The sequence below is a fragment of the Actinotignum sp. usb-actsch-rep-73 genome (assembly GCF_059082735.1).
Genome location: NZ_JBHNPV010000016.1, coordinates 1 through 21,369 on the forward strand (window position 1 = coordinate 1; position 21,369 = coordinate 21,369).

Genomic DNA, 21,369 nt, shown 5'->3' on the forward strand with positions numbered 1-21,369 from the left:
AGGCCAAGGAACGTTCGCTTGCGTTAACAGGCCTATCTAGCAGCAATCTTCTCGGGATTGGAGCCGCTATGTTCGCAGTAGGAGTTATTGGACTATCTACTCGAAAGCGCTCAAAGGAGTAACTTCCTAGCTAGTTGAAAAGGAACGGAGCCAAGAATATGACAAAATCTTATTCTTGGCTCCGTTCCTATACTCACCAGCCGATTGTTCCTCCGACCCCTCCGGCTTCACCGAAGACGAAGTTGTCGAAGGCCGGTGCTTCCGGAATCCTGACACTGCTGGCCCTCGGTGGCCTGATGACAGCAGATGGAGCTCTTCTGGTGACACGTCGCAAGAAGAACCTCATGCGACCCATTTGATTACAAGGACCTAGTCCTGATCACACAATGGTGCGCCGTCGAATCTCACCGGTTCGGTGGCGCGTCATTATGTATACCCGCACATGAGCCTCGTCCCCCATGATCAGCACTGTTTACGCCTAGGCTGAAAGACAAAAACACCAACCACACAGCCAAAAGGCGAATACTGAAAAAAGGGGAAGCGCGATACCCAACGTGGAACTCAAACCACCTGAGGTGGATGCATCGCCCCTAGCCCCGCACTGCGTTGACGGAGCGAAGGTAGAGATTCTGACCTTGCGCGCAGTCCCTCTTGGAGGCTTGTGCGCAATGACTGTCGCACGCACGCTACTCCAACGCCGGTCCCTCATTGGCGCGTGGTGCTTTGTTGACCATTACGGTCCCGACAGGGTCTTAGACGTTGGCGGCATGGGCGTTGCTCCGGAGTTCCCGCGCGTCACTATCAAACCGCGCCTCAACGTCGAGCCCGTCGCTCGGTTAGACGTGCGGGCCTGATCAGCGTCTCAAAGCCGAGCCTTCCAAACATTCATCGGGTCGGGCGTTTCGATCTGCAGTCGGGTGGTCAGCCAAGATGTTCCCAATCGTCTGCGTGAACCCAGCCGTTATCTGCGATCCAAGCTCATCACGTTACCGGCTGCACTTAGTGCGACGGTTTTGGGTGTTTGAGCCTGGATGTGTCGCGTGGGGTGTACTTGGTGCGGTCGTGGGGGTGGTTCTAGGTCAGTAAACTTAGAATGATATTGTCTTATTTCTCGGGCATTAGCCCGAATATCGCATTATCGAAAGTGCTTTTACAGCAAGCGCCTAAAACTGAATTTTGCTCTGTTGCCAGAGCGGGTCTAGTGGCATCCGAAGCGCGTCTAAGGCCTTGGAGTACACGCCTCCAAGGCCTTAGAGTCAGCGATTTAAAAGGGAAAAATCCCCACGGATTTAACCGTCAATTTGCGGAGACACGTCAACAAATTCGGTTATAGGCGCCGCCTGCTCACGTACCTTTTGCGCTTCGGCTTCGCTAACTATAGCCTCTGCCTTTTCTTCGGCATCACACCGCGCCTTGTAGTTTTCTATCTCATGCGCCTTGGCCGCCTCGTCCCAGCCAAGAATATCCGCAGCTATTGTCGCAACCTCGTCAATAACAGCCAATCCGCGATCCCGATGCTCGTAAGAGAGTCTGGTGCGGCGCGCCAGTAAGTCTTCCACATGCAAAGCGCCCTCATGCAAAACACCAAACGCTATTTCTGCACGCAGATACTCTTCAGCGCCCTTAAGCTCCTTCCCTAAAGAAGGATCCTTCTCAATCATTTTGAAAATCAGCTTGATATCACTTCCGTACCTGTTTAACAGATCTTCTACGTGATCCACGCTCAAACCGTTTTTCTTTGCCAGCGCCTCACGCTGTTCCCACATAGCTTCATAGTCAACAGCTCCAGAAAGCGGAGTGCTTCTGGTAACGCACGGCATTTGCTTAGCCAGCTCCTTACCCAAGGCAAAATCAACAGCATCTTCAGCCATCTGCCTGTAACTCGTAAGCTTCCCACCTGCTATAACAGTGAGCCCCGGAGCAGCTTCGGTAACTGTGTGCTCCCTGGAAACCTTGGTTGACTTAGCCTTATCTCCGTCCAAAGTTCCTGGCTGCAACAAAGGCCGTAGCCCAGCGAAAGCCCCAATGATGTCATCACGTGTTAGCGGGTTAGCCAGCACCGAGTTCGCATGTTCAAGCAGATAATCAATATCCTCAGAATCAGGTACCGGTTCCAACCTGTTTTCATGGTATTTGGTATCAGTAGTTCCTATAACCCAATAACGCTTCCACGGGATTATAAACAACACAGACTTCTCTGTGCGCAAGAATAAACCAACTTTGGAATCAATCTTTTCCTTCGGCACAACAATATGAATGCCCTTGGAGGCCAAAACTTTCAAGCCACCCGTAGAACCGGAAAGAGACTGTGTTTTCTCAGTCCAAACTCCCGTTGCGTTAATGATGGATTTTGCCTTAACCACATGTTCAGCGCCTGTTTCCATATCACGAAGTTTGGCGCCAACCACCTTGTTTCCATCCTTGAGCATTTCAACAACCTGGGTACGATTCGCAGCCAAAGCGCCAAACTGAGCGGCCGTGCGAACCAGATTCACCACCAGACGGGCGTCATCCACCCTGGCATCGTAGTAAACCAAAGAGCCAATAAGTGCGTCTTTTTTCAACGCGGGCGCAAGCTCCAATGACCCTTTCTTCGAGTAGTGCTTTTGAATGGGCACTGAACCCCTATGTGCAAACTGTGCGATGGCGTCATACATTCCCACCCCAACAGCCGAATAAGCCCGCTCTATTACGCGCATTTTTATGGGCCACAAAAAAGGCTGTGCTTTCACCAAATGTGGAGCCGTGTGGGTAAGTAATAAGCCACGTTCCCTCAAAGACTCAGCAACCAAGGCAAAATTAAGTTGATAAAGGTATCGCAGACCACCGTGCACCAGCTTTGAAGATCGCGACGAAGTGCCGGAGGCCCAGTCTTGCGCCTCGACTATACCGACTCGTAAACCACGGCTTGCAGCATCCAGTGCGATCCCCGCTCCCGTAACACCTCCGCCAATCACTAAAACATCAAGCGGCTTTTCCTCCATGTTGCGTAGCGCCTCTTCGCGCTTGCTTGGCGATAACTGCGTTGTGAACATCGTAGCTCCAGTCGTATTAGTTGATTTAGGGCAACCCAATCAGCCCCTAAGGTTAGACTAACCTAAGTGAGCACTAATGGTCATCACGCTTGAACATTTTTTCACCGGCCTCTCGCCTTAGGGCATAAAATCACGTATTTACCCGTGAAAAATAACCCGGACTTAAAATAAGTAGAAAGAATTGTGTCCTTTGAAAACTCCCCAGGTCCGCTAAAAGCCCTAAAACAGTAAAGGGGCAATCAAAACAGGCCCTAATGCGCGGAAGGAAACATAAAATGGGGGTGGCGGTTATTAATCGAACCCCCGACAAGCTTTCGTTGGCCAATCACAGATGCGGCCAAAAGGAAGTATCAATTCTACTTAAGGGCAATGTAACCTCGCTGTGCGGCCTTTATTAAACGCCGTTCTGCGAGGGTGGACTGTGTGAGAAAACATCTAGCGGCACGGAATCCGGTAGCTACCACAGTCCTGACATCTTCCGAAGCGGGCATCAGTACTTCGTTGACATCCAGTGTTGCCCTGGTGAGTGTGGCTGCTGCCTCGACCTAGAGACCATCGACGTCGAGGGTTAGTCTGCCGGATTTAAATCCTTCAGTTGCCATGATGTTTCCTCTTCGTCCATACGCAATAGGCTGGGCTTAGGCTTCGGTATAGGCTGCGGATTCCTGGGAGAAGCCTGCGTGCTGTGAAGAGCGATAGCTAGTTCATTGGTGGTGACGTATTTGATGTAGTCGTACCAGTTGTTTGGAAAGCTCTGGATGCGGTGGATTTTCTTGTGTTTATTGGAAAATCGCAGGAAATAGAGGGAGAGGCTGAAAGGCTCTGTTCTTAGCTGGATGACTTGCGATTTTGGGAAATATTTTATGCGTATTGATGATTTCTCTTGTTCTCGGGTTCGCTAGGCGTTTTCGCGAGGCAAGATCGCTATCTCTAAACCGGCGAGTACGACTTCTATGATGATTTCAAAGTATTCCTGACTCATGCGGTCTTCGTTTTTCGGGTTGGCTAGCGGAATTAAGTAGCCCTGGATTATGTCGGTCAGCGTTGTGGAGCAGGCAGCTAGGGGCTGAAGTTGGGTAATCATTTGGCCTAGGTCGTGGCGCTGTTCCTGTTTGGTTGGGCTGCGCAAGTTGCGAGCAGTGATGCTCCACAGCGTCGTGTTGATGATAATTGAGTATGTGATGTGAATGTACTTGTTAAAACCAGCGTCCCGTAGTTTTTCGTAAGCCGCCTCCAAGATTGGTATAAACGCGGCGTCCATATGTCCATACATCAGTTTGTCGGTGACTCCGGGGAATTCAAGAAAGACGGGCCTGACATTTTCTGCTAGGGAGATGAACCAATCTTTCCATTCCAGCTGCTCGTCCGGTAGCTCGATGGTGCTAGTGATTTCGCCGATTACAGAAGCGGTAATGGCGTCACGGTTTTGGTAATGGTGGTAGATGACAGAGGGAACTACTCCCAGACGCTGCGCAAGGTCACGAATCGACCATTTTTCTAGACCGCACTCTCGGGTCAGTTCCATTGCGGTGTACGTGATCTTTTCCTGCGTCAGCCAGGCGCGTCTACCCGTGTTTACCCGCTTGTCTTTATTTCCCACGAAAACAGCATACCCTCAACCTCGACAATACTAGAACATTGTTCTAGTATTGTTTCGGCTTGATTGTCTGCTCACTTTGGAAAGGATGTTTTAATGTGCGCCACTAACGAACAAAACGAGAAAGTCGAATCAAAAATAACGGGACTGTTTCCCCTGTTTTTGACGGTGTTACTGGCGTATATGGGGCAGATGATTCTTAATCCAATTCTGGCTCCGCTATCGCGCGAAATCGGGTTGAAGGAATGGCATATTGGCGCCACCATTTCGTTAGCAGCCGTAATGTTTTCTCTTACCTCCACCAGGTGGGGACGGGTCTCATTGCGATGGGGATCTCGGCGTATCTTGCTTATTGGCATGCTTGCCGGAATCCTGGCTCTAGGCGGATTCGCTATGGTGGTGTGGCTAGGATTTAAGGGTCTGCTCACCGGCATAGCGTTGATTATAGGAGTAGTCATAACTAGGGGCGTGCTGTACGGCGGTGCCATCGCATCAGTTTCCCCAGCCGCGCAAACCTACGTTGTGACTCATACCTACAGTGAGACGCAACGGGTAAAAGGTGTGGGAGTCTTGGGCGCTGCGCAAGGATTCTCGTCTATTCTTGGAGCCTTAGTGGGTGGCAGCCTTGCAGCTATAGGAGGCTTCATGATGCCCCTGCTGGTGATGCCTCTGGTCATGCTTTTAGGCGTTGCCGTTTTGCTTCTAACATTCAAACCCACAGGTGGCGAAGAAAAAGTCGCTCAACCGGCAAAAGTTTCCTACTTTGATTCAAGAGTATTCGTGTTCCTGGCTTGCGGTTTCCTCATGTTTACCGCTTTTTCTACCGTGGCTACACTTTTCGGCTTTTTGCTGCAGGATGTTTTGAAGCTAGCGGCCGGCGCCACAGCAGGGTTCACCGCTTTGTGCATGTCAATAATGGGTGTGGTGATGATACTGGCGCAGGCCTTGGTGGCTCCAAGGTTAAACTGGGGTGCTAAAAAACTCTTTAGAAGAGGATTAATAATCGTTCTTCTCGGGTTACTGCTCTTGGTTTATCCACTAAATCTTGGACTGTTCATCGTGGCCAGCATCTTGACAGGCTTTGGTCTAGGTCTGGCGATGCCTGGCTACAACACGGCGCCTACTTTGCAAATGAAGCCCGAAGAGCAAGGTGGGCTGGCCGGGTTGATTAATGCTAACAATGGTGCAGCCTATGTAGTGGCACCGATAGCCTCCACCGCACTTTACGGACTCTCTCCGTGGCTACCAATGACATGTTGCACAGTTCTGATAGCTGCGGCAGTTTTGCTGAGTTTTTATCATCCCGAGTTCCGCGAATAATCTCTTTATGATTAGAAGCAAAAACCATAAAAATCCCTGCTAAAGCGGTGTTGACTTCAGCAGAACTATGATGTCTAGTCGCTGCGAGATTCAAACAAACTCAAACGTCTCAAAAACCCATGTAAACACGGGGGCATTCAGCTCAATCGCTTGTAATGGTGTGTATATTCTTCTTGGTAATGACCCTGAAGCTATTGAGAACACCTGGTGCTATATAGGCAAGACAGAAAACTTTGTTGAGCGCTTACGCGATCGTGACAAAAAGAAGCCGCAGTGGGAAAGAGAGTCGGCGAACGAGTGAACAACGTCGACGAGGAGGGTGCCAAGCTTCCTGTCATAAACGCGCCGATAGCTTGCGCCAGGACGATGCTAAACACGAGTCCGAATGCGATGGCGAGCTTTTTCGCAGATGTGAATCTGTGGCGGCTTCTTGCGCACTCGGCCCGTGATCGTGGTGGTGTTCGTTCACGATGAGTTCCTTGTAGAAACCCGGCTCGTGAATCCCTCGTTCACTCTTGTAGGCACATGTCTGAGCAGGTGTTGATTTGGTCGAGGTGGATAGCGTGGTCGGCGGCTTCGGTGACGAGTTCGGCGTCGTGGGTGATGACGATGACGACGGCACCGGTATCGGCGAGTTTGCGCATCACTTGAGAGATTGCGACGAGGTGCTTGTAGCCAACACCCGAGGTCGGCTCGTCAAAGATGTAGACATTTTTGTTCGCTGCAAGTGCTGTGGCGATGACCAGGCGTTGGCGCTGCCCGCCAGACAGCGCTTGCGGATGATCGGACTTGTGCTCCGCAAGATCGAGTTCTTCAAGGATCGCCTGGGCGTCGATGTGTTGTTTTTCGGCTCTCGTTATCCCGAGCGTGACTTCGTCAATGACGGTGTCTGAGAACAGCTGCCGGGTGGGGTCTTGCATGACAAGGTATGTGTCCCGGCTGGCGAATTTCTGTCCATTGAGTGTGATGGATGCACCTTTGGCCTTTTCAAGTCCGCAGAGGATCCGTGCCAGTGTTGATTTGCCCGACCCGCACGGGCCCAACAGTGCGCTGATTTTCCCTGCCGGAAAGAGCACATGGTCGATGTTGAGAACCGTTTTCCCGTGCCGGTAGGCGAAGGTGAGATTGCTGATCTCCAGCCCATCTCCTGCCGGTTGCGGAAGTTGTGGCATAGACACAGTCACTAGGGATCGCAGTCCAAGGTGTTTGCGCTCCTCATCCGAGGTAGCGTAGAACTCTTCGCCGGTTGCGGTGAGGGCGATGTTACCTTTGTCGAAGCAATAGACGCGGTCGACGATCCCGGAAAGGAAACTTAGCCGGTGTTCAGCAATGATGATGGTGTGTCCATCGGCTTTGAGCCTGGCGATGAGTGTGGCGAGTTGGTCGATAACGTCAGCGGACAAGTTCGCGGTCGGCTCGTCAAAGACGATCAGCGACGTGTTGTTGCACATGGCGACGGCGCAGGCCACGCGTTGCATCTGCCCACCCGACAGTTGTGTGACGCGGGATTCCAGCAGGTCGGCGATACCTAACTCGGCTGCAACCTCGTCAATGCGCGCACAAATCTCCTGCGGATCGCGGCCGAGGTTTTCTGGGCCGAAGGCGAGTTCTTGACGCACGTGAGTGGTGTAGAACTGGGTGCGCGGGTTTTGAAACACTGTCGAACAGTGGTGGGCAAGGCGTGGCAGGTCGGCTCGTGCCACGTCAATGTTGTCGACTGTGACGCTTCCGGTAAGGTCGCCGTCGTGGAAGTGCGGGATCAGCCCGTTAAACAGCCGTAGCGCGGTAGTTTTCCCAGACCCTGACGCGCCACACAGCAAGGTGACAGTTCCCGGCGAAATAGTGAGGTTGGCGTCATTGATTGAGGGGTGGTCTGCTCCTCGATAGGTGAAGGTGACGCCGGTGGCTTGGGCTGTTGTCATAGGACGATTCTCCATATCGCGAAGCCGATAACGATGAGCAGAATGCCTGCGTCGATCACACGGAATTTCACGACTGTGACTGAGGTGGGCTTTGCGGTTCCGCCCAGTCCGCGCACGAGGGCAGCAGATGCCAGTTCGTCCCCGCTGCGTACCACGGTCGATAGCAGCGGGATTGTGAAGTACTGGGCCGCGCGCAGGGAAAGCGTGGACATGCCGCGTAGCTTCATCGCATCTGAGATCGCTTTAACCTCGTGGCCGATCACGGGCAGCACACGTAAGGCAACCGAGATTGGGATCGTGAAACAGGTCGGGATCCGTGAGCTGGCGAGCGCTTTTTGCAAGGTTGCGGGTCGGATCACGCCGATCGCGTAGGCTCCCATTCCTGCGCTGACACTGAATCGCCACATCCACTGCAAAAACAGCACGAGGAACGCGCTGACCGTTGACTTCCACACCAGTGGTATCGCGAAGATGAGCCCGCCGGGGACCGCAAACGTGGCCAGGTAGACGGCCACCCAGCTCGGGCGCACGAGCGTGTTGGGGTTGATCGCAGCGCTCGCCAGCATCACGGCGGCGAATCCGCCCAGAGCACACACAAACCACGGCGAGTAGGCACTGTAGATCGTGGTGGAAACGATGACGAGCGCTACGATAATCGTGCGCGGGTCGGGAAGTTTAGACAAGACCGGCCCGTTCAAAGTGTTTGCGCGCGACCCTGGTTCCCAACAGACCAGCAAGCCAGCCAACGATGAGCATCACGACGAAGAAGCCCAGTAGAATCGGAATCGTGACAACCTGCGCCATCTTGGCGGCGTACTCTGCGCCCATTTGTTCGGCGATCTGCGACATATATGCTTTTTGGTTCATAAACAGCGGCATCCACGGGGAAACATAGATCGGCAGAATAAACAGTGCGTATGCCAGCGGGACGCGAACCTTCACGTTCTTCGGCCCCTTGGTGATGACTAGGTCGGCGAGCAGGCCGAACACAGCGGCCACCGCGATTCCTCCCACCCAGTGGCCGGTCACGAAAAAGAGGATTTCGACGAGGATCAGCATGATTGTCAATGCCCCCATCTTTGGGGTGCGTGCTGTGAACAGCGCAAAGATGATGCCGTTAACGAGGATAGAAAGCAAGAAACCGGCATACATGGCGGCGGGGATGAACCCGAGCATTCCGAACGCGAACACGATGACGAACATCAAAGCGGTGAAGACGCCGATGTTAATGAAGTCGCGCGTGTTGAGGCGCGAGGACGTGGGTGTGGACATAGTTATTCCTTTCACGATTGTGAACAGTGCTGTGTTTTAGACGAGTTGCCATCCGGCGGCGTTGATGCGCTCTTGCCAGAAATCGCGGTATTGACCCGGCTGGTTGACCAGCTCGTCGTGGCACCCGCGCTGGGCGATACGCCCACCATGGGAGAGCACAATGATTTGGTCGGCTTGGCGAATGGTTTCAAGTTTGTGGGCGATCACGATCAGTGTGGAGTGCTTGCGTAGCTCGTTCATCGCCGCAACAATGTTGGCTTCGTTTTCTGCATCCAGCGCGCTGGTGGCCTCGTCGAACAGCACAATTGGGGCTTTCTTCACCAAGGCGCGGGCGATAGAGACGCGTTGCCGTTCCCCACCTGACAGTGCGCGCCCGCCAGCCCCAGCCAGTGAATTCCAGCTGTCTGGGAGCCGGTTGACGATTTCGGTCACGCCCGACAGGTCAGCGGCCCACCTGATTTCTTCATCGGTGGCTTCGGGGTTGCCAAGGCGAATGTTAGCCTCGAGCGTGTCATTGAATAGGTAGACGTCTTGGAAGACCAGGGATATCTGGCGCATCAAATCTTCGGTGGTCTGCTCGCGCACGTCCACTCCGCCAACGCGCACGCTGCCGGACTGCACATCCCAGAAACGTGCAACCAACCTCGCGATTGTGGTTTTTCCGCAGCCGGAAGGGCCAACCAGGGCACACATGCCGCCTTGCGGGACATGGAAGGAAATATCGTGCAGCACCGGAGTGTCCGGATCGTAGCCGAAGGTGACGTCCTCGAAACGAACATCGCCAGGAGCGCTCACCGGTGTGGAGACATCGGGTTCGGACAGTTCGGGAGCGTCCATGACCTTGTCGACGTGATTCATCTGCTGGCGGCGTTCTTCCAGCCCGGTCATGCAGCCACCGATGTCTTGGAGCATGGTGGTGAACCGCAGGCACATGCCGATGGTGACCACAGCGTTCAACGCATTCATCTGCCCGCCGAGGGCGAGTTGGGCGGTCAGCCAAATCATTACTACGACAAGCGCTTGGACGAACATCCCATTAATCAGGTTCGCTAATGTTTCAATCCATAACGCGGTGCGGCCCTTACGGTCAGCCTGTTTGAATGCCTGATCAAGGGCTGGGTAGTCGTCGGCGACGTGGCAGGAACGTAACGCGCCTTGGCAGGTGGCGAATTCGACCATGCGAGCCGCCAACTCTGATTCGGCTGGTTCGGAAATCTGCTTACCTTTATTGAGTAGGACACGGGAGCTATGAAGGAAGGCGAGCATGATCGGGAAGGCGATCGTCAAGGTTAGACCCAGCCGCCAATCCCAGAACCAGGTTCCCACAGTGACTACGAGCACGGCTGAGAGTTTTTGGACGAGGGAGAAAATGAAATGTGCCGCTGACTCGCCCAGGTTCATCATTTCCTGGGTGACCATGCGCGACAGTCGGCCAGAGCTACCCGAATCGAACATGCCCAGTGGTAGGCGGGCTACCTTGTTACCCACCGCTTGGTGGACGTCGTGAATGAATCCGAGCGCGCCGATATAGCCGGTGCGCATGCCATAAAACTCGGTGCCTACACCCGCTACCGAGATCACCGCCAAGGCGATGAGCCAGCCCCAAAACGATAACCCCCACACCGGCATTCCGGTCGCTAGGGCACTTGCTGCGGGAAGCAAAGTCAGCAGGGCAAAGCCGTGACACAGTCCTGAGACCGCACCCCACGCTTGACCGACCGAGAGGTCTCGCCACGAGGCGGGTTCCATCAAACGCTTAAAGCGTGGCAGCAATAGTTGATTCATCGTGTCATCTCCTCGCATGCACCTTGGGCAAGAAGTGCCTGATAGTGCGCATTACCCAACAGCTCGTCGTGTTTACCGACCACAGCAATGCGCCCGCGTTCCATGACGACGATTTGGTCTGCCCCTCTGATCGAGGCCAGTCGGTGGGCGATCACAATCACGGTTCTGCCTTTGGCAAGAGTCGAGAGAGCTTGTTGGATTTTCGATTCCGATTCCGGGTCCGCCATCGCCGTCGCCTCGTCCAGCACCAACACTGGGGCATCAACCATGAGCGCCCGGGCGATCGCGATACGGGCTGCCTGCCCGCCCGAAACGTGGGTGTCCTCCCCCAACACGGTGTCGTAACCATCTGGCAGGCTCATGATGAACTCATCGATCTGCGCTGCCCGCGCCGCCTGCCGCACCTGATCCAAGGTTGCGTCTGGCGCGCCCAGGGCAATGTTGTTGTGGATGGTGTCGCGAATAAGCTGTGCATCTTGCAGGACAAATGCGACCGTCGAATACAACACATCCTGGGAAATGCTCTTTAGATCAACCCCGCCGATGGTGATCATGCCAGCGTCCGGGTCATCGAAGCGGGCCATCAAACTCGCCAACGTCGACTTCCCCGCACCCGACGGACCAACCAGCGCGGTCACCGTGCCTGCCGGAACGCTCAGGCTCACCTCGTCTAATGCCTGGGTGTCGTCATAGGCATACGACACACCCCGAATCTCAATATCATGACCGTGTGGTGTCTGTGGCGCATCGGGCTGACTCAACGCCGGTAGCTCCATGACGTTCACCAGCCTCACTGCCGCAGACCCTGCGAGCTGGTACGACCAGGCGATCGTTGCCACCGTCATCAACGCTCCCGGCAACACCAAGGCAATCAACGTCGTCGTTATCACCTCGTAGATGCTCACCCAACCGGCGTTCATCATCAACGCGCCACCGCCAAGGTTCACGATCAACAACACCGGGATCGACACCCACGAAAATGAGGCGACCGACATCGACACCAGCGGCATACACCACGCCCGGTAGAACTTAGAAAACTCGTTAGCTGCATCTAAATAGGCTTTATGTGCTTGGCCAACCTTGCCGAACGCTTTCACCACTGAGATACCGGCAACGAACTCGGCCATCGTTGCCGAAACCTGAGCGAGCTTGGTGTCCATTTGGGCGGTCTTCTCATTCATCCCACGCATCGACATGCCATACATGCCCACATAGAGCGGGATCGTCGCAATCGACAGCAACGCGAGTCGCCAATCCACCACAAACGCATATATCAACAAGGCGAGCGGGGATACGATCGCGTTCAGTTTCTCGATCGGCCCGTGCGCGATCACTGTGTGCACCGTGGACGTATCATCCTGAATGGTCTTGCGGATCTTCCCCTCACCCTCGCGGGTAAACCACGACAGCGGAGCAGTCGACATTCGGGCGGCAATTTGCCGACGCATCTGATTACGCAACGACAGGTCAATAAAATGCGTCACGCCCAATGCAACAAAATATAAGGTCAACCGGGTCATGTATGCGCTGACGAGAAGCATGACAATCCAGTTCACCCGCGCCGGGTCCATCTGGTCTTGCATAAGTTCTCTGCCAAGCTCCACCAGAGCCACATACGGGGCAATAGCCAACACACCAGAGAGAAAAGCCAAAACCTGCGCGACGAACAGCTTGCCTTTCACCGGCTGCGATAGCTGACGGATTGCGTTCTGGCCAGCGACAGATTTTTCCTTCGCGGACCCATACTCACCGTCAACAACCTGATCCGTTACACTATCGTTCACGCAAACACCATCCTTAATTAGATAAGGCTAAACTTACTTTATTTCTGGGAGGTGTACCTAACTGTGTGCGTCAACCGCTACAACATCATCCTTGCAGGGCCATGCTCACCGTCGATCTTCTCGGTGCTCTTTTGTTTGTCGGGTTTGATGTTGCCGGCCGGGTCGGTACGCGCGTGAATATTGTCAACCATCCACGATAGGACTGGGTGCCCGCTGTAACACACCCGCCCCTCGTGACAGGAGGTCCAGCATGACCTGAGGGTTCCACTCGAGGTGGGAGTCACTGGTCACTGAGTAACCTCCGCTGCTATCGTTCGTTAACGAAGACCCCGGAACGATCACCAGCCTCGGTTGCATCGCCGGGGTTACGTCTATTCCGGCACTGCGTCTACGCGAAAGCCCGTGCATGAACACGGGCCTCGGAATGGGAGCGCTATCTGGCGTCCCATAACGAGGTTAGCCGAATCAGCTCCCTGCCACCGGCAACTATAGGCAGCGCCTTGGCGTCGACGCCGGTCGATGAGTAAAGATCGGGTTAATACCCAAAGATCCAGCCCGCTCCCAGAAGCAAGGCTCCGAGACGGGCTGAACAATTATGCCCAGTTTAACCGATGCCAAGATGACGACTTTGCCCGGCCTTGCCCCGGCGAGAAACTCTGCCAGCGAGAACTCTAGATAGCACGCCGCCCAGGCTCCGCAATAGGCATGTCCCTCCCTTCGACCGATAAGCGAACTCAGATCTCGACGGGGATGATGTCGTCGATGCTGGGCTCAGCGCTGTTGCGGCCGGGTTGGGTGTGTTGCCAGTGGCATTCGACCAGGTCGAGCAGCACGCCCAGGGGCATGAGCGCGACCTCCCACCGGTCCAGATGTAGGTAGCGGTGTGCGAGGTATGTCAGACGGGTGAGGTTTTCACCCCAATTCCCTGACGGGCTTGTGGTTAGGCTTTTGGGGAGGCAACCTCACGCCGAGTTCCAAATCGTCGTCAGCTCGCTGTCACTGAGCGGTGGTTCGCATAGATTCGCTTTGTGGTCGAACAAGTCACGCGCCTGGTTGGTCTGCTCGTAGCGGATGAGGACCCGCCCGGCGAAGCGAGAGAGCGTGGCATTGCGTGACCCTTCACCGATCACGAGAGTGCTCTGATCGAAGGCAGCGAACACGTCGATCTCGTCAGCCGCGTCCAGCCATGCATCGAGGAGCTGATCGCCTTCATGCGCCGTCACCACAGCGTTCAACGTGCCGTAGATGAAGCGACCGGCATCCAGAGCATTGCGATCAAAGAAACCAAAGCGCTCTGGTGTGATCCGCTCGGTGTGGGTTTCGGTGTGGTCGTTGTTGATGCCCATGGCCACGCAGTCCGACGCTATGAAGGCTGCAGTTGAGCGGCGGCCATTCACGTACATGGCAGCAACGTGATCAAACCCGCGACCCCCGATAGTGAGGCCGCGTCAATGACCTGATGTGGGTTCGGGTAGTGGTTGTTGTTCTGAACGCCTGCCATCCATCCGGGGGTCGCTGCCCGGCAGGTTCCTGGTGCCGCCACCGTTGAGCACGGAGGGCGTGGCCGGGGTGCAGAACTGTTTGATCAGCCGCTTACCCGCCGTGTTCTTCTGAACCTCAAGGTCAAGAGCCGTACCGACCGCATCCAAGCTCATCGGCAGACCGATATCGAGGTCGTCGGCGTCGCCATGTCCGGACCGGAGGCGATCGCCCTCGTCGACGAGAAGCGCCTGGATGTGTCGCGTGGGGTGTAGGTGGTGCGCTCGTGGGGGTGGATCTGATCGCTCTCAGGAGCGATGAAGGGAGGAAGGCGGGCGGGCCCCATCGGGACCCGCCCGCCTGGCGGATCAGAACTCCCAATCCTCGTCGCTGGTGTCCTCGGCCTTGCCGATGACGTAAGAGGAGCCCGATCCGGAGAAGAAGTCGTGGTTCTCATCGGCCCCGGGGGCCAGGGCCGCGAGGATCTCCGGATTGACCTCGGTCTCCTCGGGCGGGAAGTACGCCGGGTATCCGAGGTTCATCAGGGCCTTGTTGGCGTTGTAGCGCACGAACACCGCGACGTCGTCCATCAAGCCGAAGGGCTCGTACAGCTCCCCCGAGTACTGCAACTCCAGCTTGTACAGCTCGGAGAGCAGCGCATGGACGAATTCGTCCATCTCCTCGCGCTCGGCGGCCGGGTGGGTTTCCAGGCCGCGCTGGTACTTGTATCCCGAGTAGTAGCCGTGAACCGCCTTGTCGCGCAGGATGAGCCGGATCATGTCCGCTGTGTTCGTCAGGGTCGCGTGAACCGAGAAGTGCAGCGGAAGGTAGAAGCCCGCGTACAGCAGCAGAGAGGACAGGAGGGTCGAGGAGGCCTTCCGTTTGAGCGGGTCGTCCCCGTAGTAGTGCTGCAGGACGGTCTTCGCGCGCTGTTGGAGCAGGTCGTTGTTCACCGCCCACCTGTAGGCCTCGTCGATCTGCGCGGTGTCGGACAGAGTCGAGAAGATCGACGAGTAGGAGCGGGCGTGGACGGATTGCATGAATGCGATGTTCGTGTAGACGGCCTCCTCGTGCTCGGTGCGGGCGTCCTGGATCTGGGACACCTCGCCGACCGTCGCCTGGACCGTGTCGAGCATGGTGAGTCCGGTGAAGACTCGCATGGTGAGGGTGCGCTCCTGCTCGCTCATCCTCTTCCACGAGCGCAGGTCGTTGGACAGGGGGACCTTCTCGGGCAGCCAGAAGTTCGCGGTGAGGCGGTTCCAGACCTCGAGGTCCTTGTCGTCGGACACCCGATTCCAGTTGATGGGGCGCAGGCGCGCATTCGGGTCGAGCCTGTAGTGGGGAGGGGTCACCGAGATGTCGGTGAGGGGCGCAGCGGTATTGGTCGTCATTGTCGTCTCCTGTTTCGGGTCAGCGGATCGGGTGGGCGGGGCTCACAGGGAGCAGGACACGCAGGTCTCGACCTCGGTGCCCTCGAGGGCCTTCTGACGAAGGCGGATGTAGTAGAGGCTCTTGATCCCCGCTCGCCAGGCGCGGATCTGCGCCCGGTTGATATCGCGGGTCGTGGCCGTGTCTCGGAAGAAGAGGGTGAGGGAGAGTCCCTGATCGACGTGCCGCGTGGCCGCGGCGTAGGTGTCGATGATCTTGTCCGGGCCGATCTCGTAGGCGTCCCGGAAGAACTCGAGGTTGTCCTGGGTCATGTGGGGGGCCGGGTAGTAGACGCGCCCGAGTCTTCCCTCCTTGCGGATCTCGATGGGCGCCGCGATCGGGTGGATGGATGCGGTGGAGTCGTTGATGTAGCTGATGGATCCCGTGGGCGGCACGGCTTGGAGGTAGGCGTTGTAGATGCCGTGCTCGGCGACGGACTCCTTGAGTTCGGCCCAATCCGCCCTTGTGGGGATCGCGACCCCGGCTTCGTCGAAGAGGCGGGCGACGCGTTCGGTGGCGGGTTTCCATTCGCGTTCGAGGTACTTGTCGAAGTAGGCGCCGCTCGCGTAGTCGGACTCCTCGAATCCCTCGAAACGCCGCCCGCGCTCTTTCGCGATGAGGTTCGAGGCTCTGATCGCGTGGTAGGCGACGGTGAGGAAGTAGATGTCCGTGAAGTCGATGCCCTCCGGGCTCCCGTAGTGGATGCGTTGGGACGCGAGGTAGCCGTGGAGGTTCATCTGCCCCAAACCGATGGAATGGGATGCGGCGTTGCCCGCCGCGACGGAGGGGACGGCGTCGATATTCGTCCGGTCGGACACGGAGGTCAGCGCCCTCACGGCTCGTTCGACGGTGGTGGCGAGGTCCCCGCTTCCCATGGCCTTGGCGATGTTGAGCGAACCGAGGTTGCAGGAGATGTCCTTACCCACGCTCGTGTATCCGCCGGCCGCGTCGTAGGTCGAGGGGCTGTTGGATTGGAGGATCTCCGAGCACAGGTTCGACATGTTGATTCGCCCGGACACGGGATTGGCGCGGTTGACGCTGTCCTCGAACACGAGGTACGGGTAGCCGGATTCGAATTGGAGTTCGGCGAGGGTCTTGAAGAAGTCCCTGGCGTTGATCGTGCGCTTGCGGATGCGCGGATTGGCGACCCATTCGTCGTAGTGGTCGGTGATGGACAGGTCGGAGAGGGGCGCGCCGTATTCGCGTTCGATGTCGTAGGGGCTGAACAGGTGCATGTCCTTGTTGTCGCGCGCCAGAGCGAAGGTGATGTCGGGGATGACGACGCCCAGGGAGAGGGTCTTGATCCGTACCTTCTCGTCGGCGTTCTCCCTCTTGGTGTCGAGGAAGGCCATGATGTCGGGGTGGTGGGCGCTGAGGTAGACAGCTCCGGCTCCCTGACGGGCTCCGAGCTGATTGGCGTAGGAGAAGGAGTCCTCGAGGATCTTCATGACGGGGACGATCCCGGAGGCCTGGTTCTCGATGCGCTTGATGGGGGCGCCCGCTTCGCGCAGGTTGGTGAGCAGAAGGGCGACGCCGCCACCTCGTTTGGAGAGTTGGAGGGCGGAGTTGATGCCGCGGCCGATGGATTCGAGGTTGTCCTCGAGGCGCAGCAGGAAGCAGGAGACGAGTTCGCCGCGAGCGGCCTTGCCGGCGTTGAGGAAGGTGGGGGTGGCGGGTTGGAATCGTCCGGAGACGATGTCGTCGATGAGCCCGAGGGCGAGGTCCTCGTCGCCTCGTGCGAGGAGCAGGGCGGTGATGACAACGCGCTCCTCGTAGCCCTCGAGGTACTCCTCGCCGTCGAAGGTCTTGAGCGCGTAGGAGGTGAAGAACTTGAAGGCGCCGAGGAAGGTGCGGAAGCGGTGGCGGTGGGCGGCGGCGCGTTCGTGAGCGGCGACGAGAAAGTCCCGCGAATAGGGGGCGAGGACGTCGGCCTCGTAGTAGCCGTTGTCGACGAGCCAGTCGAGCCGGTCGAGGACGGAGTCGAAGCGCTTGGTCGCGGGGATGATCTTCTGGAGGAAGAACTGTCGGGCAGCCGCGCGGTCCTTGTCGAATTGGATGGTGGAGTCGGGGCCGAAGATGTTGAGTTCGGCGTTGAGCGCGTGGTAGTCCTCGCGCTTTCCGGCGCCGGTGGTCGTCGGCGCGCTGATCGTGCTGGTCATCGTGTTCCTTCTTCGTTGAGTCGTTCCCAGAAGCGGTCGAGTCCCTCCGCGACTTTCTCGACGTCGCGTCGGGTTCCGAGCAGTTCGAACCGATAGAGCTCCGGCACCGCGCATTTGGCGGAGATCGTGGGGCCGGCGATGCCGTAGTGCTCGCCGAAGTTCGTGTTCCCGGAAGTGATGACGCCGCGCAGGAGGCGGCGGTTGGCGGGGTCGTTGAGGAATGCCGCGACCTGTCGCGGGACGGCTCCTCGGGGGTCGCCGCCTCCGTAGGAGGGGACGATGAGGACGTAGGGGTTGCTCACGCGGATCATGCCCTCGATCGCCGGGCGCAGGGGGATTCTCACGGCGGGGCGGCCCAGACGTTGAATGAAGCGGTGGGTGTTCTCCGAGACGGAGGAGAAGTAGACGAGGTCGGGGGATTCCTCGGGCGACAGTTCCTTGATGGGCCTATCGCGTTCGAGTCGGTTGGAGGTGCCGGGCACGGATGTCCTTTCTGTATGAAGCCACCACAAGAAACACTAGATATTGGGTCGAAATGATCATTCCGCCACTACATGTAGTGTCTTGATGGGCTTTTACGATAAGTTCGGCACGCCGAATCCTCTAGTTCGCCACGCCGAACTTTTGATGTTCCGTGCGTCACACCCGCACTTCTCATCCATTACCCAGAGCCCCGCCGTAAGGAGCCGCTTGCCCCGCCGAATCGGACTCGTCGTCGGAAACGGACGGATTGGTGGAGCTGACCGGAGTTGGCATTGACTCGTCCCTTCAAATGAAGGGAGAGCCGTTGAGCTGTTACGGGCTCACAACGGGAGGAAAACTGGTAAAAAGACCAAGGCGGGCACCCCGCAAACAGGGCACCCGCCAGGTCAACTCAACAGCTCTCCCACGTGAACACGTGGGACCGGGCTTGATCAGGGCCTGGCCAAGAATCTCGGCCAGTCACCCACACTCGCGATGGGACCTGAGTTACACTATTTTCCTAGGAATTGATGGGAACCAGTTGGATCTCGTCTCGAGCGTGGAACGAACCCTGCCGTTCATCTCTGACATCAACCGTGATGTTCAGAAGGTGCAGAACGTTCGGAATTTTCGGGAGTAGCCATGGGCCAGCTTGAACAGCCACATGTTCGGCTCACAGGCGGCACGTTGCTCGCCTTACTTAAGGGTGCCTTCCGCACGCGTTCTAAGAAGCGAGACTCCTACGAAGGTAAGTCGGATGGCCTGACCGATGTGAGAATCCTGTGCTCAGGCATCCGCGTGGAGTACTGTGCGATCGATACCGTCCCTCAACGGGTGATCAACGATCTGCTCACAGAGTTGGACCTGTGGGGCAATAGCCGATTCAACGAGCTCAACCAGACACACTGGGCCCTGAAGAACGTGGACCTCCTTGGGGTTCTAGGAGCCGCAAGCGCCCCAATGCGGGGCGTCGCCAACGCACTGTAGGGAGGCAAATCATGACGAACGACGTCAACGAACCCTGGGTGAATCTAGAACAAGTAGCCGATCACCTGACAGTCAGCAAAGACACCATCCGTAACTGGATCAAAGAGGGACTCTTGCCCGCCTACAGGGTCGGCAAACTGTACAAGTTCAAACTCTCTGAAGTAGACCAGTGGGTGCGCGAAGGACGACTGGACTTGGAAGCCAAACAATGAGCAGTCGCAGTGACAAGATGCCAGATAGGCCGGCCCCAGCGTTTCGCCCCAATCCCAACAATCACCGGAGTACAGAAGAATGAACGAAGAAGACATCCAGCAGGTTCCGCCCACAACACTGAACCTTCACACCGACGTCGCACGCAAGCTCGCAGACCTCCTGCCCGAGGTCGTTGCTGACGGCAAGATCGATGTCGCCGCGCTCCAGGCTGTACTCGGCGATGACGCCACAACCGGCACCGAGCGCTTCGGCCTGTTCTGGCCGGGCAAGACACAAGCCATCCGCGCCGCCCAAACACCCACCACGGCCACGCTCGCACCCGACCGGGAGAACTCTCTGAACTGGGACACCACAGGCAACGTCATCATCGAAGGCGACAACCTTGAAGTGTTGAAAGTGCTGCAGAAGCACTACTACGGCAAGATCAAAATGATCTACATCGACCCGCCCTACAACACTGGTAGCGACTTCGTTTACCCGGATGACTACGCAGACCCGATCGGTACCTACCTCGAAAAAACAGGGCAAATAGGACGGGGGGGGGGAGACTTTCCACTAACCCGGAAACAGGCGGACGATTCCACTCCAACTGGCTCAACATGATGTATCCGCGCCTCAAACTTGCAAGGAATCTTCTGACCGATGACGGTTGTCTCATCGTCTCGATCGGCGACGAGGAGATTGATCACGCAAGGGCGGTTCTGTCGGAAACGTTTGGCGAAGCTAACTACGTCGGCACCCTCGCCGTTATTAGGGCGGAGGGAGGCGGCCTGGCAAAACATTTAATCCGAGGACACGATTATGCACTCGTTTTTGCAAGAAATATTGGGACGTTTCAGCCCCTTCTGCGGCCCAAGGATATCCGAGGCTCGCGGGTAGTGATCGATGGGGAGGAATACTGGATCGAAGAAGACTGGCTTCGTAAAGAATTCGGTAAGTACGGTACCTGTCTATATGAGGAGATAGAGAAGTACCATGGCGCGAAGAAATTGGCTGAAATAGACGAAGGACTTGCAGCCGGAAAATATGTGTTGAAGAAGAAGGCTGAAGGCCACATCGTCGGACGTTACCGAAAAGTCAGCGAAGATGGCTCCAAATTCTATTCCGTGATTAAGCATCTCAACAAAGATGGCGTCCATGATCTGGCTCAACTTGGCTCTGACCTGAGCGCTTCTTTTGATTTCCCCAAGCCTGTCTCCTTGGTGAAATCATTTATTCGAGGCGCGACAATGAAAAGCTCATCAAACGCCGACATCATTCTTGACTTTTTTGCTGGTTCGGGTACGACGGCTCATGCTGTGATGACGTTGAATGCTGAGGATGGTGGGAACCGTCGGTGTATTTCGGTGCAGTTGCCTGAGCCGACCGATGAGAAGTCTGAGGCCCGCAAGGCGGGCTATGAGAATATCGCGGAGATTACGCGTGAGCGTATCCGTAGGGCTGGGGCGAAGATTCTGGAAGAGGAATCTGCCAAGCTCGATGGGCGTGCTGAAGGCTTGGACGTGGGCTTCCGTGCTTACCGGTTGGTGGATACGAATTTTGCGAAGTGGCGTGCGGACTCCTCGCTGTCCGAGGAGGAGCTGGCCGATTTGTTCGCTGGGATGGGTGAGTCCGCGGATGATGACGCCCGCCCTGAAGCGCTGTTGACTGAGGTTCTGCTCAAGCTTGGTTTCTCGCTGACCGAGCAGGTTGAGCGTGTGGATGTGGCCGGGCTGGAGGCGTTCAGCGTCGCCGGGGGCCTGGTGGTCGCTTATCTGAACGAGCACGTCAAGCCCACCCTGGAGCAGTTGCGTGCCATGGTCGCCCTCGAACCGGGTCGTCTGGTGGTGCTTGAGGATGCTTTCCAGGGCGATGACGTGCTCAAGACGAACCTGGTTCAGGAATGCCGCTCCCGTGGCGTGGACTTGTGGACGGCCTAAGAGGGAG

19 protein-coding genes and 1 pseudogene are annotated in these 21,369 nt (G+C 56.7%); 7 read left to right on the top strand and 13 right to left on the bottom strand.

Annotated elements, in window-relative coordinates; translation table 11 throughout:
* Positions 1-158 precede the first annotated feature (158 nt).
* Both AC5RE1_RS00855 and AC5RE1_RS00860 read left to right on the top strand, forming a co-directional pair.
* On the top strand, positions 159-359 hold the full coding sequence (locus tag AC5RE1_RS00855; RefSeq protein WP_006680342.1) for an LPXTG cell wall anchor domain-containing protein: 201 nt from the start codon (positions 159-161) through the stop codon (positions 357-359).
* A 195-nt stretch (positions 360-554) separates the two neighbouring features.
* Positions 555-854, top strand: coding sequence for a hypothetical protein (locus tag AC5RE1_RS00860; protein ID WP_040318328.1), 300 nt, complete (start codon positions 555-557; stop codon positions 852-854).
* 435 nt (positions 855-1,289) lie between these two features.
* On the opposite strand, the gene AC5RE1_RS00865 is transcribed toward AC5RE1_RS00860, so the two are convergent.
* Both AC5RE1_RS00865 and AC5RE1_RS00870 read right to left on the bottom strand, forming a co-directional pair.
* Positions 1,290-3,035 (bottom strand): glycerol-3-phosphate dehydrogenase/oxidase, encoded by a 1,746-nt coding sequence (locus AC5RE1_RS00865; RefSeq protein WP_103632982.1) that lies wholly within the window; start codon positions 3,033-3,035, stop codon positions 1,290-1,292.
* 898 nt (positions 3,036-3,933) lie between these two features.
* Positions 3,934-4,635, bottom strand: a complete 702-nt coding sequence (locus AC5RE1_RS00870; RefSeq protein ID WP_006680338.1) for a TetR/AcrR family transcriptional regulator — start codon at positions 4,633-4,635, stop codon at positions 3,934-3,936.
* Between the two features lie 93 nt (positions 4,636-4,728).
* Between AC5RE1_RS00870 and AC5RE1_RS00875 the strand changes: the two genes are divergently transcribed.
* Positions 4,729-5,952, top strand: a complete 1,224-nt coding sequence (locus tag AC5RE1_RS00875; protein ID WP_006680337.1) for an MFS transporter — start codon at positions 4,729-4,731, stop codon at positions 5,950-5,952.
* A gap of 509 nt (positions 5,953-6,461) precedes the next feature.
* Here the strand turns inward: AC5RE1_RS00875 and AC5RE1_RS00880 are convergent.
* The 11 genes and pseudogenes from AC5RE1_RS00880 to nrdI form a co-directional block, all read right to left on the bottom strand.
* A complete protein-coding gene (locus AC5RE1_RS00880; RefSeq protein WP_493938204.1) occupies positions 6,462-7,874 on the bottom strand; it encodes an ABC transporter ATP-binding protein in 1,413 nt (470 codons plus the stop codon).
* On the bottom strand, positions 7,871-8,557 hold the full coding sequence (locus AC5RE1_RS00885; protein ID WP_103632985.1) for an energy-coupling factor transporter transmembrane component T family protein: 687 nt from the start codon (positions 8,555-8,557) through the stop codon (positions 7,871-7,873). The genes AC5RE1_RS00880 and AC5RE1_RS00885 overlap by 4 nt, the downstream gene beginning before the upstream one ends.
* On the bottom strand, positions 8,550-9,146 hold the full coding sequence (locus AC5RE1_RS00890) for an MptD family putative ECF transporter S component (RefSeq protein WP_103632986.1): 597 nt from the start codon (positions 9,144-9,146) through the stop codon (positions 8,550-8,552). The genes AC5RE1_RS00885 and AC5RE1_RS00890 overlap by 8 nt, the downstream gene beginning before the upstream one ends.
* Positions 9,147-9,182: 36 nt before the next feature.
* The gene (locus AC5RE1_RS00895) at positions 9,183-10,931 is read right to left on the bottom strand and encodes an ABC transporter ATP-binding protein (RefSeq protein ID WP_285100993.1); all 1,749 of its coding nucleotides are present in this window, start codon (positions 10,929-10,931) and stop codon (positions 9,183-9,185) included.
* Positions 10,928-12,715, bottom strand: coding sequence for an ABC transporter ATP-binding protein (locus AC5RE1_RS00900; RefSeq protein WP_285100991.1), 1,788 nt, complete (start codon positions 12,713-12,715; stop codon positions 10,928-10,930). Before AC5RE1_RS00900 ends, AC5RE1_RS00895 begins: the two co-directional genes overlap by 4 nt.
* A gap of 107 nt (positions 12,716-12,822) precedes the next feature.
* Positions 12,823-12,948, bottom strand: a pseudogene (locus tag AC5RE1_RS00905) (terminase TerL endonuclease subunit); the annotation flags it as partial.
* 729 nt (positions 12,949-13,677) lie between these two features.
* Positions 13,678-14,061, bottom strand: a complete 384-nt coding sequence (locus AC5RE1_RS00910) for a primase alpha helix C-terminal domain-containing protein (protein WP_493938205.1) — start codon at positions 14,059-14,061, stop codon at positions 13,678-13,680.
* 102 nt (positions 14,062-14,163) lie between these two features.
* Positions 14,164-14,370, bottom strand: a complete 207-nt coding sequence (locus AC5RE1_RS00915; RefSeq protein ID WP_480939358.1) for a hypothetical protein — start codon at positions 14,368-14,370, stop codon at positions 14,164-14,166.
* Positions 14,371-14,562: 192 nt separating this feature from the next.
* Entirely contained in the window at positions 14,563-15,585 is a 1,023-nt protein-coding gene (nrdF, locus tag AC5RE1_RS00920) for a class 1b ribonucleoside-diphosphate reductase subunit beta (protein ID WP_179369981.1), read from the bottom strand.
* Between the two features lie 42 nt (positions 15,586-15,627).
* Positions 15,628-17,781, bottom strand: a complete 2,154-nt coding sequence (nrdE, locus tag AC5RE1_RS00925) for a class 1b ribonucleoside-diphosphate reductase subunit alpha (RefSeq protein WP_218840341.1) — start codon at positions 17,779-17,781, stop codon at positions 15,628-15,630.
* The gene (gene nrdI, locus AC5RE1_RS00930; RefSeq protein ID WP_464812787.1) at positions 17,778-18,224 is read right to left on the bottom strand and encodes a class Ib ribonucleoside-diphosphate reductase assembly flavoprotein NrdI; all 447 of its coding nucleotides are present in this window, start codon (positions 18,222-18,224) and stop codon (positions 17,778-17,780) included. Before nrdI ends, nrdE begins: the two co-directional genes overlap by 4 nt.
* Positions 18,225-18,885: 661 nt before the next feature.
* On the opposite strand from nrdI, the gene AC5RE1_RS00935 reads away from it, so the two are divergent.
* The 4 genes from AC5RE1_RS00935 to AC5RE1_RS00950 all read left to right on the top strand — a co-directional run bounded on the left by AC5RE1_RS00935 (position 18,886) and on the right by AC5RE1_RS00950 (position 21,362).
* Complete coding sequence (locus AC5RE1_RS00935) at positions 18,886-19,230, top strand: hypothetical protein (RefSeq protein ID WP_285100980.1); 345 nt, start codon at positions 18,886-18,888, stop codon at positions 19,228-19,230.
* 11 nt (positions 19,231-19,241) lie between these two features.
* On the top strand, positions 19,242-19,442 hold the full coding sequence (locus tag AC5RE1_RS00940; protein WP_006680313.1) for a helix-turn-helix domain-containing protein: 201 nt from the start codon (positions 19,242-19,244) through the stop codon (positions 19,440-19,442).
* Between the two features lie 79 nt (positions 19,443-19,521).
* Complete coding sequence (locus AC5RE1_RS00945) at positions 19,522-20,046, top strand: site-specific DNA-methyltransferase (adenine-specific) (protein ID WP_285100978.1); 525 nt, start codon at positions 19,522-19,524, stop codon at positions 20,044-20,046.
* Positions 20,046-21,362 carry a DNA methyltransferase gene (locus AC5RE1_RS00950; RefSeq protein WP_493938206.1) on the top strand — a complete coding sequence of 439 codons (1,317 nt, stop codon included), beginning with the start codon at positions 20,046-20,048 and terminating at the stop codon, positions 21,360-21,362. The genes AC5RE1_RS00945 and AC5RE1_RS00950 overlap by 1 nt, the downstream gene beginning before the upstream one ends.
* Positions 21,363-21,369: the final 7 nt, after the last annotated feature.